The sequence below is a fragment of the Streptomyces sp. RGM 3693 genome, from assembly GCF_050471125.1.
GTDB lineage: Bacteria > Actinomycetota > Actinomycetes > Streptomycetales > Streptomycetaceae > Streptomyces.
Map to the genome: position 1 here is coordinate 2,523,842 of NZ_JBMPPQ010000002.1, position 13,717 is coordinate 2,537,558.

The 13,717-nt window shown below is 73.7% G+C and carries 13 protein-coding genes; 9 read left to right on the top strand and 4 right to left on the bottom strand.

All coding sequences use genetic code 11. From position 1 onward, the window contains the following. Positions 1 to 16: 16 nt before the first annotated feature. From ACO0M4_RS28540 to ACO0M4_RS28575, 8 genes are all read left to right on the top strand, one after another. Positions 17 to 1,129: an LnmK family bifunctional acyltransferase/decarboxylase gene (locus ACO0M4_RS28540; RefSeq protein ID WP_430373794.1), complete on the top strand. Its 1,113-nt coding sequence runs from the start codon at positions 17 to 19 to the stop codon at positions 1,127 to 1,129. After that, entirely contained in the window at positions 1,126 to 1,386 is a 261-nt protein-coding gene (locus ACO0M4_RS28545) for an acyl carrier protein (RefSeq protein WP_430373795.1), read from the top strand. Before ACO0M4_RS28540 ends, ACO0M4_RS28545 begins: the two co-directional genes overlap by 4 nt. Further along, complete coding sequence (locus ACO0M4_RS28550; RefSeq protein WP_430373796.1) at positions 1,383 to 2,648, top strand: hydroxymethylglutaryl-CoA synthase family protein; 1,266 nt, start codon at positions 1,383 to 1,385, stop codon at positions 2,646 to 2,648. Before ACO0M4_RS28545 ends, ACO0M4_RS28550 begins: the two co-directional genes overlap by 4 nt. 28 nt (positions 2,649 to 2,676) lie before the next feature. Next, positions 2,677 to 3,471: a thioesterase II family protein gene (locus tag ACO0M4_RS28555; RefSeq protein WP_430373797.1), complete on the top strand. Its 795-nt coding sequence runs from the start codon at positions 2,677 to 2,679 to the stop codon at positions 3,469 to 3,471. Between the two features lie 30 nt (positions 3,472 to 3,501). After that, positions 3,502 to 4,188 carry a Crp/Fnr family transcriptional regulator gene (locus ACO0M4_RS28560; protein WP_430373798.1) on the top strand — a complete coding sequence of 229 codons (687 nt, stop codon included), beginning with the start codon at positions 3,502 to 3,504 and terminating at the stop codon, positions 4,186 to 4,188. Positions 4,189 to 4,251: 63 nt separating this feature from the next. After that, positions 4,252 to 5,385, top strand: a complete 1,134-nt coding sequence (locus ACO0M4_RS28565) for a nucleotide disphospho-sugar-binding domain-containing protein (RefSeq protein ID WP_430373799.1) — start codon at positions 4,252 to 4,254, stop codon at positions 5,383 to 5,385. Positions 5,386 to 5,439: 54 nt separating this feature from the next. Continuing rightward, positions 5,440 to 5,703, top strand: a complete 264-nt coding sequence (locus ACO0M4_RS28570; protein ID WP_430373800.1) for an acyl carrier protein — start codon at positions 5,440 to 5,442, stop codon at positions 5,701 to 5,703. Continuing rightward, entirely contained in the window at positions 5,700 to 7,253 is a 1,554-nt protein-coding gene (locus ACO0M4_RS28575) for an amino acid adenylation domain-containing protein (protein WP_430373801.1), read from the top strand. Before ACO0M4_RS28570 ends, ACO0M4_RS28575 begins: the two co-directional genes overlap by 4 nt. Positions 7,254 to 7,400: 147 nt before the next feature. On the opposite strand, the gene ACO0M4_RS28580 is transcribed toward ACO0M4_RS28575, so the two are convergent. Genes ACO0M4_RS28580 through ACO0M4_RS28595 form a run of 4 tightly spaced genes read right to left on the bottom strand, consistent with a single transcriptional unit; the run spans position 7,401 to position 12,575 of the window. Continuing rightward, complete coding sequence (locus ACO0M4_RS28580; RefSeq protein WP_430373802.1) at positions 7,401 to 9,143, bottom strand: ABC transporter ATP-binding protein; 1,743 nt, start codon at positions 9,141 to 9,143, stop codon at positions 7,401 to 7,403. Next, the gene (locus ACO0M4_RS28585) at positions 9,140 to 10,012 is read right to left on the bottom strand and encodes an ABC transporter permease (RefSeq protein WP_430373803.1); all 873 of its coding nucleotides are present in this window, start codon (positions 10,010 to 10,012) and stop codon (positions 9,140 to 9,142) included. Before ACO0M4_RS28585 ends, ACO0M4_RS28580 begins: the two co-directional genes overlap by 4 nt. Then, positions 10,009 to 11,010 carry an ABC transporter permease gene (locus ACO0M4_RS28590; protein WP_430373805.1) on the bottom strand — a complete coding sequence of 334 codons (1,002 nt, stop codon included), beginning with the start codon at positions 11,008 to 11,010 and terminating at the stop codon, positions 10,009 to 10,011. Before ACO0M4_RS28590 ends, ACO0M4_RS28585 begins: the two co-directional genes overlap by 4 nt. A gap of 20 nt (positions 11,011 to 11,030) precedes the next feature. After that, complete coding sequence (locus ACO0M4_RS28595; RefSeq protein WP_430373806.1) at positions 11,031 to 12,575, bottom strand: ABC transporter substrate-binding protein; 1,545 nt, start codon at positions 12,573 to 12,575, stop codon at positions 11,031 to 11,033. Between the two features lie 212 nt (positions 12,576 to 12,787). Between ACO0M4_RS28595 and rfbA the strand changes: the two genes are divergently transcribed. After that, the gene (gene rfbA, locus ACO0M4_RS28600) at positions 12,788 to 13,705 is read left to right on the top strand and encodes a glucose-1-phosphate thymidylyltransferase RfbA (RefSeq protein WP_430373808.1); all 918 of its coding nucleotides are present in this window, start codon (positions 12,788 to 12,790) and stop codon (positions 13,703 to 13,705) included. The last annotated feature ends 12 nt before the right edge of the window (positions 13,706 to 13,717 follow it).

Sequence of the window (13,717 nt, forward strand, 5' to 3'; positions counted from 1 at the left end):
TGGACGGAGACCCGGCATGACCACCACACGCACAGACGAAGCGACAGCCACAGCCATAGCCACAGGCATAGCCACGGCCACGGCCACAGGCACAGCCACAGCCACAGCCACAGGCACAGGCACAGCCACAGGCATAGCCACAGACAAAGACGCAGCCACAGCCACACCCACACCCACGCTCACCACGCCGGCCCTCGACATCCGGCAGGAGGTCAAGCGGACCATCACCGTCCGCCCGGGGATGTGCGGCCCCAACTCCCTGTTCCAGGGCCAGCTCGGCGACTGGACCTGGGAGACCGTCAGCGCCCTGTGCGGCACCGACGTCTTCGCCGCCCGGGACACCGCCGGCAACCCCACCTACCTGGCGTTCTACTACTTCCGGGTGCACGGCAGCCGCACCCTGCACCAGGGCGCGCTCACCTTCGGCGACCGGCTGACCGTCACCTCCGGCTGCTACGACCAGGGCAGCGAATCGGTGCTCACCCTGCACCGGTTGGACCGTACCGGCACCCCCGGCGCCGACCGACCGCTGGACCTCGCCGAGTTCTACGCGCAGCCCCGCGAAGGCTCCCTCTACGTAGAGAACTTCAACCGCTGGGTCACCCGCAGCACCCCCGGCAGCAACCAGGACCTGGTCAAGGCGTCGCCGCCCGACTTCCGCCACGAGGGGCTGCCGGCCCTGCCGGTCCGCTACTCGCCGCGCGCCGTCTACCGCCGGGCCCGCAGTGAGCACACCTTCCGCGACCGCACCGACCGCGGCTACCGGCCACTGCCCGGCATCGGCCTGGTCGAGCACCCGGTCGACCTCACCCGGGACGTCAACGGTGTCGGACTGCTCTACTTCGCCTCGTACTTCGCCCTCGCCGACAAGGCGGCCCTCGCCCTGTGGCGACAGCGCGACCGGTCCGACGCCGCGTTCCTGCGGCGCACCGTCCTCGACCAGAAGATCTGCTACCTCGGCAACGCCGACCTCGACTCCGTGCTGGTGCTCAGCGCCACCTCGCGGGTCAGCACCACCGACCCCGGCGACGAACTCACCGACGTCGTCATCCGCGACCGCGGCACCCAACGCGTGATCGCCGTCAGCACCCTGCACACCGTCCATGACCCCGAGGGGGAAGCAGCATGACCCAGGCACCGACCGCCCACAGGGCCGCGACGGCGGAACTGGTCCGCGCGGTCGTCACCGCCATCCTGCCCGGCCTCGACCCCGAACTCGTGGGCGGACAACGTCACTTGAAGGACCTGGGAGCGGACTCCGTGGATCGGGTGGAGATCATCTCGGAGCTGATGGCGCGCACCGGCACCGACGCCCCGATGTCCGCCTTCAGCGAGCTGCCCGACATCGACAGCCTGATCGACTTCCTGAGCGGAGCGCAGCGATGACCGCCACCGCCGCCGCTGGCGCCACCGACCGAACGGCCTACGGCATCGAGGCGCTCAACGCCTGGTGCGGCCTCGCCCGGATCACCACCGCCGACCTCTTCGCCGGCCGCGGCCTCGACCCGGCCCGCCTCGACAACCTGATGATGACCGAACGCTCCATCGGCCTGCCGATCGAGGACCCGGTCACCAACGCCGTCAACGCCGCCCGCCCGCTCGTCGACGCCCTCCCACCCGAGGAACGCGACCGCATCGAACTGGTCGTCACCTCCACCGAATCCGGCGTCGACTACAGCAAATCGCTCACCTCCTACGTCCACGAACACCTCGGCCTGAACCGCCACTGCCGCCTCCTGGAGGTCAAACAGGCGTGCTTCGGCGCCACCGCCGCGCTCCAGACGGCCGTCGGCTACCTGGCGTCCGGTATCTCACCCGGCGCCAAGGCCCTGGTCATCGCCACCGACGTGGCGGTGGTCGACGAGAAGGCCGAGTACTCCGAACCGGCCGCCGGACACGGCGCCGTCGCACTCCTCCTCGGCGACGACCCGCGCGTCCTCGCCCTCGACCTGGGCGCCTTCGGCAACTACAGCTACGAAACCCTCGACTCCGCCCGCCCCTCGCCCCGCTTCGACATCGCCGACGTCGACCGCTCCCTCTTCGCCTACCTCGACTGTCTCAAGCACTCTTACGCCGACTACGCCTCCCGCGTCGTGGACGTCGACGTCGCCACCGACTTCGACCACCTCGTCATGCACACCCCGTTCGCCGGGCTGGTCAAGGCCGGCCACCGCAAGCTGATGCGGGAGCACGGCGCCGCACCGCACACCATCGACGCGGACTTCACCCGCCGGGTCGCCCCGTCCCTGGTCTACCCCAGCGTCGTCGGCAACCTCTGCTCCGGCTCGGTCTACCTCGCCCTCGCCAGCCTGCTGGACTCCGGCGCCCTCACCGGCCCGCGCCGGATCGGCCTGTTCTCCTACGGATCCGGCTGCTCCTCGGAATTCTTCAGCGGCGTCGCCGACGAGCGCTCCGCCGCCACGGTCGCCGCCCAGGGCATCAAGGCCCACCTGGACCACCGCGCCCGGATCACCTTCGACGAGTACCTGCGGATGCTCGACCACAACCTCCGCTGCCTGGAGCCGGTCCCGCACCGCACCATCGACCCCGAGCCCTGGGAGCCGATCCTCGCCCGGGTCACCGACCGCAAGGAGATCCTGACGTTCACCGGCGTCAAGGACTACCACCGCCAGTACGCCTGGCGCTGAACTCACCCTGCGCGTAAGGAGATTCACCTTGTCCGGCTCATGGATAGCGGGACGGGCCGACCCCACCGGCTCCGCCCCGCGACTCTTCTGCTTCGCCCACGCCGGCGGCGGCGGCGCCTTCTTCCACCCCTGGCGCACCGCACTGCGCCCGCACGTCGAGGTCTGCCCGGTCGTCCTGCCCGGCCGCGAGAGCCGCGGCCGGGAGACCCCCTACACCCGGATGGGACCGCTCATCGAGGACCTCGCCGACGGCCTGGCACCCCACCTGGACCGCCCCTACGCCTTCTTCGGGCACAGCCTCGGCTCGATCGTCGCCTACGAGACCGCCCGCCTGCTGCGCGACCGCGGCGCCACCGGCCCGGCCGCCCTACTGGTCTCCGGCCGCCGCGGCCCGTACGCCCCCACCGACCGGCCCGCCGTCCACCACCTGCCCGACGAGGAGTTCCTCGCCGAGGTCACCGGGCTCGGCGGCACCCCGCCGCAGGTCCTGCGCCAGCGCGAGCTGTTGCGACTGTTCCTGCCCGCCCTGCGCGCCGACTACGAACTGAACGAGACCTACCGGCCCGTCCCGCCGCCCGCGCCCGCCCTCACCTGCCCGGTCTTCGCCTACACCGGCGACGCCGACCCGCTCGCCTCGCCCCACCAGGTGGCCCGCTGGCGCGAGGTGACCAGCGGCGACTTCCTGCTACGGGTCTTCCCCGGTGACCACTTCTACCTCAAGGAGGCCCCCGACGGCCTGATGACCGCCCTCCGCACCGCCCTGTCCACGGTGCACCGGGAATCGACCACCGCTCAACGACCCCTTCGTACGGTCGGGACCTGAGCTTCGGGTCGATCGCCCTGGGGAGGCCACATGAACCCGTCGTCGCACGTCTCCGCTCCCGCCGGATTCCGCGCCCGGATGCACGGCGTGCTCTACAAGGACTCGGTGCGGGCCTCCACTGTGACGGTCGACCGCAACCAGAACGCCTACAGCTGCGGCGACCAGGACCGCAACGTCTACTACGTGGAGAGCGGCCAGATAAAGACCGTGATGTTCTCCCGCTCCGGCAAGGAATGCCTGCTGCGGATCTACACCCCCGGGGACCTCTTCGGGGAGCTGTGTTCGCTCGGCGGTGTCCGCGCGGAATCCGCCACCGCGATGCGCGACAGCATCGTCCGCAGAGTGCCCTACGGGCAGTTCCTCACCGCCCTCACCGAGGAGGGCCTGGTCGACGCGTTCATCAACCACCTCACCCGACGGCTGGCCGAACAGCAGCAGTCCATCACCCACCTCGTCACCGTCGACAGCGAACAGCGCCTGGGCGAGATCCTGCTGGACCTCGCCCGCAAGCTCGGCAAGGGCGACCGGCAGCGGCCCCGCATAGAGGAGCGGATCACCCACGAGGAGCTGTCCGGCATGGTCGGCACCACCCGCTCCCGCGTCGGCCACTTCCTCAAGCACTTCCGTGACGTCGGCCTGGTCGAGGTCACCGCCGAATCCCACCTGGTCGTCGACCAACGCCGGCTCGCCGCCTACCTGGAGACCCGGTCCGCCTAGAGACCCGGTCCGCCCAGAGATGTCGTCCGCCCAGAGACCCCGTCCGCCTAGACAGGAGCAACCATGCGCGTCCTCTTCGCCACCAACCCGCACATCGGCCACACCTTTCCGACCATCGCGCTGGCCTGGGCGCTGCGCTCCGCCGGGCACGAGGTCCTGCTCGCCACCACCGGCGACGGGCTGACCGCGGCCGGCGCCGGACTCCAGGTCGCCGACGTCGCCCCCGACTGCGACATGGCCGCACTCCGCACCACGATCGCCGCCGAATGCCCCGACATCGTCCGCCAGCTCACCGAGAACCCGCCCCGCGACCTCAGCCTGATGTCCGTGATGTGGGCCCGGATGGCCGCCGGCGAACTCGGCGACGGCACCGTCAAAGTGGCCCGGGACTGGCGGCCCGACCTCGTCGTCCACTCCCAGATGTGGAGCGCCGGCACCCTGGCCGCCGCCGCGCTGGGCGTCCCCGCGGTCAGCCACGGTTACGGCTTCGCCCGCAGCGGCGCCCTGGAGACCGCCCAGTTCACCGACCACATGGCCGACGCCCGGGAACGGCACGCCGCCGGCCGACTCCCCGCCCGCCTGGTCCTGGACGTGGCACCGCCCAGCATGGTCACCCCCGAGCCCGGCGGCCGCACCGTGCGCTACGTCCCCTACAACGGCGGCGGCGTCCTCCCGCCCTGGCTGCTGGAGAACCCCGGCCGCCCCCGCATCGCGGTCACCCTGGGCACCATGGCGCCCAAGCTCACCGGCCTCGGCCCGGTCGAGCACCTGCTCCGCCACGCCCCCGACGTCGACGCCGAGTTCGTCCTCGCCCTGGGCGACATCGACCTCAGCTCCCTCGGCGACCTCCCGCCCAACGTCCGCCCCTGCGGTTGGCTGCCGCTCGGCGCCCTGCTGCCCACCTGCGCCGGCATTGTCCACCACGGCGGCGCCGGCACCACCATGACGGCGGCCGGCGCCGGCGTCCCGCAACTGATGCTCCCCGACGGCGCCGACCGCCACATCAACGCCGACGCCGCCACCGCCCGCGGCCTGGCCCTGGCCGCGGCGCCCGAAGACCTCACCCCCGACCTGCTGCGCCGCCTGACCGAGGACGACAAGCTGGCCCACGCCGCCGCCGAGGTCCGCTCCGAGACCGAGACCCTGCCCGGCCCGGCGGACCTCGTCCCCGACCTCGTCCGGTTCGCCACCGCCTGACCCGGCGGCCCCGGCCCCGCCCCACCCACCCAGCCATCACGAGGTGACAACCCCATGTGGGACCAGCAGTTCGAGCAGCTCGTCCGGGACCGCCTGCCCGGCCTCGACCCCGGCACCCCGCTCACCGCGGACCTCTCGCTGCCCGCCTTCGGCCTCGACTCCATGGCCACCGTCGGCCTGATCGTCGCCCTGGAGGAGACCTACGGCCTCGCCCTGCCCGAGACCGTCATCGCCCCCGCCATCTTCGCCACCCCCGGCGCCATCTGGACGGCCCTGCGGCCGCTGATCACCGCCGCCGGCAGCGGAGTCGGCCGATGACCGCGGTCGCCCCGGACACCCCGGTCAAACGCCTCCACCACTGGTTCCTCGACGGCCTGGCCCGCAACCCGCACGGCACCGCACTGCGCCTCAACGACCGCCGCTGGACCTACGACGAGGCCGACCGCACCGCCCGCTCCTGGGCAGCGGCCCTGCACACCGGGCCCCGCCCGCCCCGCCGCGTCGGCATCCTCGCCGCCAAGTCCGAGGAGAGCTACCTCGGTTTCCTCGCCGCCCTGTACGCGGGCGCCACCGCCGTCCCCCTCAACCCCGAGTACCCGGTCGCCCGCAACCAGGACATCGCCGCGGCCGCCGCCCTCGACGCCCTCATCGTCGACCCGGCCGGCGCCGCGCAACTCGACGCCCTGGCCGCCGCCGTCCACCCCGCCGTCGTCCTCGCCCCCCGCCACGACCTGTGGGCCCCCGCCGCGGCCGGTACCCCCGTCCGCGTCCCCGACCCCGCCGCCGACCACCCGCCGGCCACCGGCCCCGACGACGGCCTGGCCTACATCCTGTTCACCTCCGGCTCCACCGGCCGCCCCAAGGGCGTACCGATCCGGCACGGGAACATCTCCGCCTTCCTCACCGCGACCCTGCCGCGCTTCACCTTCGGCCCCGACGACACCTTCGGCCAGGTCTACGAACTCACCTTTGACCTCTCGATGTTCGAGGTCTGGGCCGCCTGGGCGTCCGGCGCCTGCCTGACCGTCCTCAACCGCCTCCAGGCCCTCAACCCCCGCCGCTACCTCCGCGACCACGGCATCACGGTGTGGACCTCCACCCCGAGCCTGGTCGCCGCGGTGCGCACCCGCGACCTGCTCCGCCCCGGGGACCTGCCCGGCCTGCGCCACACGGTCTTCTGTGGCGAGCCACTACCGGCCGAGAACGCCGCGTACTGGTGCACGGTCGCCCCGCACACCGTCCTCGACAACCTCTACGGCCCCACCGAACTCACCGTCGCCTGCACCGGCCACCGCTGGGACCCGGCCACCGACGCGACCACCGGCACCGTCCCGATCGGCCGGCTCAACCCCGGCCTGCGCGGCCTCCTCCTCGACGAGGACGGCCGCACCGACGCCACCACCGGCGAACTCTGCGTCACCGGGCCCCAGATGTTCGACGGCTACCTCGATCCCGCCAACGACGCCGGCCGCTTCCTCGACCACGACGGCCAGCGCTGGTACCGCACCGGCGACCGGGCCCGCCGCACCGCCGACGGCGGCCTGGCCCACCTCGGCCGCAGCGACGGCCAGGTCAAGATCCAGGGCTACCGCATCGAACTCTCCGAGGTGGAACGGGCGGTGCGCACCGCCGCCCCGCAGACCGAGGCCGCCGCCTTCGCCGTCCCCGGCCCGGCCGGCCCGGTGCTGGTCGCGTTCGTCCTCGGCGAGGACACCCCGGACCTGACCGCACTCGCCAAACGGCTCGCCGAACTCCTGCCGCCGTACATGCTCCCCAAGCACCTGTGGGCGCGGCCCGACCCGCCGCTCAACCCGAACGGCAAGACCGACCGGCTCCGCCTGCGCGAGGAGGCCGCCGACCGGATCTGAGGAACGCGGCGCGGGGCGGACCGGAAGTTCCGGTCCGCCCCACTGGTGCGTACGTACAACGAATATGACGCGTCGTCAGCTCGGCAAGCAGCTCGGTTCAGTTCAATTCAATTCACTGCAATTCGGCTCGGCTCGGCTTGGCTTGGCTCAGGTCAGGGTGAGGCGGGGGGCCGCCGCCACCACCTCCCGCGTCCAGGCATGGCGGGGCGCGCCCAGCACCTCGGCCGCCGGACCGTCCTCGACCACCCCGCCCCCGTCCAGCACCAACACCCGGTCCGCCAGCCGCGCCACCACGCCCAGATCATGGCTGACCAGCAGCAGCCCCAGGCCCAGGTCCCGGCGCAGCTCCGCCAACAGCCGCAGGATCTCCGCCTGGACCCGCACGTCCAGGCTCGCCGTGATCTCGTCGCACAGCAGCACCTCGGGCCCGGCCGCCAGCGCCCGGGCCAACGCCACCCGCTGCCGCTGGCCGCCGGACAGCCCGCCCGGCAACCGGTCCGCGCACTCCGACGACAGCCCGACCAGCCCCAGCAGCCGCCGGGTCTCGTCGGCCGCCGCGTCCCGATCCAGGCCGCGCAGCACCCGCAGCGGACGGGCGAGCGCCGCAGCCACCGTGCGCCGCGGATTGAGCGAACCGGTCGCGTCCTGCGCGATCAGCTGCACCCACCGCCGCTGTGCGACCGACCGGTCCCGCAGCCGCGGGGCCACCGGCGCACCGGCCAGCTCCACCACGCCCTGATCCGGCCGGTGGTGCCCGCTCAGACACCGCACCAGCGTCGTCTTCCCGGTCCCCGAGGCCCCCAGCAGTGCCACGCACTCGCCCCGCGCGACGGCGAAGGACACTCCCTCGGCGGTGGTCACCCGGCGGGCGCCGCGGCCGTGCCCGGCCCGTAGCCCGCGGACCGCCAGCACCGGACCGGCACCCGCCGGCCCACCGGCCGTCACAGCCGGCGGCCCGCCGGTGGGGGAGCGGTCCGGCCGGTCGCGCGTCGCCTCCGTGACGTCCGGTACCGCCCGCACGAGCTCCGCCGTGTACGCCGCCCGCGGCCGGTGCAGCACCTCGCCCACCGGGCCGTCCTCCACCAACCGGCCGCCGCGCAGCACCGCCAACCGGTCGGTGAGCCGGGCCGCGGCGGGCAGGTCGTGGGTGATGAACACCAGCGTCAGACCGCGCTCCGAGGCCAGCCGGCCGATCTCGTCGAGCACCAGTCGCCGCGTCAGCACGTCCAGACCGGTGGTCGGCTCGTCGAGCACCGCCACGGCCGGCTCGGCCGCCAACAGCCGTCCCAGCGCCAGTCGTTGCTGCTGACCACCGGACAACTCGTGCGGAAAACGCCGCAGGAAGTCCCGTCCGGCAGGCAGCCCGACGCTCTCCAACGTCCCGGCCACCGCCCGTGCGGACCGATCCGGGGCCAGCTCGCCGACCAGCGCAGCCACCCGCATCGTGGGAGTGAGCGCCCCCGCCGGGTCCTGCGGCAGATACCCGACCGTGTGCCGCCGTACCGCCCGCAGCTCCCGCCCGGACAGCGCCGCCACGTCCCGCCCGGCCACCCGGACCCGGCCCGCGGTGATCCGCAGGCCGGCCGCGGCACCGCCGGCGGCCGGCCGCAGGGCGCCGAGCAGCGCCATCGCCAGCGTGGTCTTCCCAGACCCGGACTCACCCACCACGCCCAGCGCCTCCCCGGCCCGCACCCGCAGGGACAGACCGTCGAGCACGGTCCGCCCCCGGGGATCGGCGACGGTCAGCGCCTCGACGTCGAGCAGCGGTGCGTCCCGGTGGCCGTCGGGCCGGGTGCGTTCCCCGTCCACGGCGCGAACAGTGCTCGCGGCGCGAACAGTGCTCGCAGTGCTCGTGGCGCTCGTGGCGCTCGTGGTGCTCACAGTGCTCACGGTGCGATCCTCGCGGTCAGTCGGTCCAGGCCGAGGTTGACGGAGACGGTGAGGACGGCCAGCCCGGCCGCCGGGGCCGCCACGCCCCAGGGCGCCAGCGTCACGCCCTCCATGTTCTGGCTGATCATCGCGCCCCAGTTGGGACTGTCCGGTCCGAAGCCGAGGAAGCCCGCCGAGGCGGTGAGGGCCACCGCGACGGCCAGCCGGGTGCCGGCGTCGGCGAGCACCGGACGCACGATGTTCGGCACGATCTCCCGCGCCATCACCGCCACCGGCCCGTCCCCGAGGGCCACCGCCTGGTCCACGTAACCGGCGTGCAGGACCTGCGCGGTGGCGGCCCGCGCCACCCGGGACACGAACGGCACCCCGGTCACCGCCACCGCGGTCACCAGCGTCCCGGTGTGGTAGCCCCAGCCGTGCAGCAGCACCAGCAGCACCAACACCGGCGGCAGCGCCAACAGCAGCGTGTCCAGCCGCGCTACCAGCGCCGCCGGCCGGCGCCCGGCATAGGCCGCCAGCACCCCGATCGCCGTCCCCACCACCGTGGTGACCGCGGTCGCCAGCAACGGGATCAGCACCAACGGCCGCCCACCGGCCAGGAACCGCGCCCACACGTCCCGGCCCGCGCCGTCCGTCCCCAGCAGCCCCGCGCCGTGCGCCTCGTACGGGGCCGCGACGATCCGCCCGGGGTCCAGCGGCGCCAACCACGGGCCGGCCACCGCCAACACCACCACCGCCAGCAGCGGAAGGAGCGGCAGCAGCGCCCGCACCGCACCGGCCGGCCGGCGCCGCCCCGTCCGGTGCGGGCGCGCCGGGTCCGGCTTCGGCGGACCCTGCGCACCCGACCGCGATGCCTGCACCGCGCTCATCGCGCCCTCCGCAACCGCGGATCGACCGCCATCCCCACCAGGTCGGCCAGTACCAGCCCACCGACCACCGCGGCCGCCATCAGCAGCCCGACACCCTCCAGCACCGCAGTGTCATGGTGCTCCACCGACGCCACCAACTCCCTTGACAATCCCGGATAGTTGAAGACCTGCTCGACCACCGCGGTGCCGCCGACCAGGGCGCCCGCCAGCCAGCCGAAGACCTGCACACAGGGCCCCGCCGCGGTCGGCAGCAGATGCCGCCACACCACCCGCCGCTCGCTCAGCCCGGCCAGCCGCGCCGCCGCCACGTGCGGGGCCGCCGCGGCATCGGCCACCGCCGCCCGCACCATCCGGCTCGCCCACGCGGCCGAGAACAGCGTCAGCGCGGCGACCGGCAGCACCAGCACCTCCGGCCGGGCCAGCGGCGACGCCCCGAACGGCACCAGTGACACCGCGGGCAGCACCCCCAGCCACGACGCGCACACCAGCACCAGGAGCCCCGCGGTGACGAACTGGGGGAGCGACACCAGCACCACCGCCCCGCCCGACAGCACCCGGTCCAGCCGCCCGCCCGGCCGAAGCCCGGCGGCCAGTCCGACCGCCAGCGCCAGCAGCACCGTCAGCACCGCGCACACCCCCACCAGCAGCAGGGTGTCCGCCAGCGGCCCGGCGATGATCGCGCGCACCGGACGCCCGTCCGCGGTGCTCCGCCCCAGGTCCCCGCCGAGCGCCGCCCCGATCCAGTCCGCGTACCGCACCACCAGGGGGCGGTCCAGGCCCAACTGGGCATGCAATCGGGCGAGTTGGTCGGCTGTCGCGGACCCTCCGAGTGCCGCCGTCGCGGCGTCCCCAGGCAGTACCTCCGCCGCCGCGAACAGCACCGCCGACGCGGCCAGCAGGGTCACCGCGGCACCGGCCAGCCGCCGCCCGCACGCCACCGCCAGCGGCACCAGCGGCCACCGCCGCACCCCGCGCACCCACATCCCACGCACCCGCATCCCGCTCACCCGCACCCCGTCTACCCGCGCACCGTCGCCCGCGCGAACAACGGCACCGACTGGCTGACCGCCACCCCCGACAGCCCGGGCACCGCGGCGTCCACCTGCTCCTGGAACCCCCACAGCAGATCCCCGCCGGAGGCGTACAACCCCTGCTGGATCGCCGCGAACCGCGCCGCCCGCCGGTCGTCGTCCACCGTCGCCTGGGCCGCCGCGAGCCGCTTCCAATGGTCCTCGGCCAGGCCCGTGACGTTGAAGAACGCACCCTTGGCGGTGGTCGCCGACAGGTGCACCGCGGCCGGCCGGTTGGTGTAGTAGAAGGTCTGGAACGGCGCCCGGGTCAGCCCGGGAAGATCCGCGTAGTAGGTGTCCGCCGGAACCTGCTCGACGTGCAACTCGACGCCGACATCCCGTAGTTGCTGCCCGAACAGCCGGGCCGCGGTGACGAAGCCGGGCACTGTGTCCGCCGCCCGCAGGGTCAGTTCGCGCACCCCCGCTCGGGCGAACAACCGCCGCGCCTCGGCGACCTCCCGCTGCCGCGGCCCCGCCCCTGTGGCGTAACCGGGCAACTGCTTGCCCACCAGGTCGTCGCCCCGCGTGCCCCACCCCATCAACACCCGCTCGACCAGCGCGTCCCGGTCGGCCGCCAGGCGCACCGCGCGCCGCACGTCCGGATCGTCGAACGGCGCCAGTCGCGCGTTCATCGCGAACGACAGCGCATTGGAGTTGGCGGCGCCGCCACGCAGGATCCGCACCCCCGGGTTGGCCCGCTCGGCCCGCGCCCCGGTCGCCGAGATCCCCATCGCATAGTCGATCTGACCACTCTTCAGCGCGTTCAGCCGGGCCGCCGGATCGGCGATCCGCACCAGCTCGATCCGCTCGAACGACGGCCGCCCGCCCCAGTAGCCGCGATGCGCCACCAGCCGCAGGTTCTTCCCGTCGTTCTCCTCCAGCCGGTACGGGCCCGAGCCGATGCCCTTGGCGAAGTCCCGGGTCCCCTCGGGGAACACCGGCGAGAACACCACCAGTACCGACTCCCGGAAGTCCCCCCGCGGCCGGGTCAGCCCCACCCGCAGCGTGGTCGCGTCCACCACCTTGATCCGCGTCGGATCCAGATCGGCGAAGACCGAAGCCCGCTTGGACGGTGGGGCCGCCAGCGTCCGCAGTGAGTACGCCACGTCGGCGGCCCGCACCGGCGCCCCGTTGTGGAAGACCGCGTGCTCGTGCAGGCGGATGGTCCACTCGGTGGCGTCCGCGTTCGGCTCCACCGACCGGGCCAGCCCCGTCACGTACCGGCCGCCCTGGAGGTACATCAGCGAGTCGTAGACGTGGTAGAGCGCCACATAACTGGCGCCGAACCCCGCATCGCGCGGATCCAGCCCGGTGCTGCCGGTGGCGTCACCGGCCCCGACCCGCAGCAGCGCCCCGTCGGCCGCCACCGACGCCGAGCCGCCGCCCCGCGCCCCGCTGCACGCCGACAGCGCACCGGCGCCCGCGGTGGCTCCCGCGGCGGCCGCGGTCCATTGCAAGAAACGGCGTCGGGCGACGCCGGAAACCGGGGACATGGCAGTTCGGCTCCTCGGACACGGGGGACGGATCCCCCGAGACTGGGCGTCCCGCCATCGGCCGTCTGCTCAACATTGCACGCCCGACCGGCACCGACCGGCACCGACCGGCACCGACCGGCCGCCTCGGCATCCCGTACCGCCCCCATGCTCAGTTATGAGCGGAGCGCCACCGGGCGGGCCGGGAACATCGGCCCCCGGAGGTGGCTCTTGTGCGTGGAATCCTTCTGGCCGGTGGCACCGGCTCCCGGCTCTGGCCGATCACCCGGGCGGTGTCCAAACAACTCATGCCGGTCTTCGACAAACCGATGGTCTACTACCCGCTCAGCACCCTGGTGATGGCGGGCGTCAGCGAGGTGCTGGTGATCACCACACCCGAGGACCGCCCGCAGTTCCAGCGGCTGCTGGGCGACGGGCACCCCTGGGGCCTGCGCCTGGAATACGCGGTCCAGCCCGAACCCCGCGGCATCGCCCAGGCGTTCCTGATCGCCGAGGACTTCCTCGCCGGGGCGCCCGCCGCACTGATCCTGGGCGACAACATCTTCCACGGCGTCGGCCTGGGCCGCCGCCTGCGCGAGCGCGGCACGGTCACCGGCGGGCGGATCTTCGCCTACCCGGTCGCCGACCCCACCGCCTACGGCGTCGTGGAGTTCGACCCGGCCGGCCGGGTGCTCTCCATAGAGGAGAAGCCCGCCGTGCCGCGCTCCCGCTACGCCGTACCGGGCCTCTACTTCTACGACGGCGCGGTCGTCGACATCGCCCGCGGCCTGCGCCCCAGCGCCCGCGGCGAACTGGAGATCAGCGACGTCAACACCGCCTACCTGGAGCGCGGCCAACTGCACGCGACCCTCCTCGACCGCGGCACCGCCTGGCTCGACACCGGGACCTTCGACTCCCTGGTCCAGGCCGCCGAGTTCGTCCGGGTCATCGAGGAGCGGCAGAGCCTGAAGATCGGCTGTGTCGAGGAGGCCGCCTGGCGCGCCGGCCTGATCGACGAGGGGCAACTGCGGCGCCTGGCCGAACCCCTGTGCAAGAGCGGCTACGGCGACTACCTGCTGCGGCTCCTGGACTGGGAGGCGCAACGGCTCGAGCAGTTCGCCGACCGGCTGGTACCGGTGGCGGGCCGGTGAGCCACGTCCGAG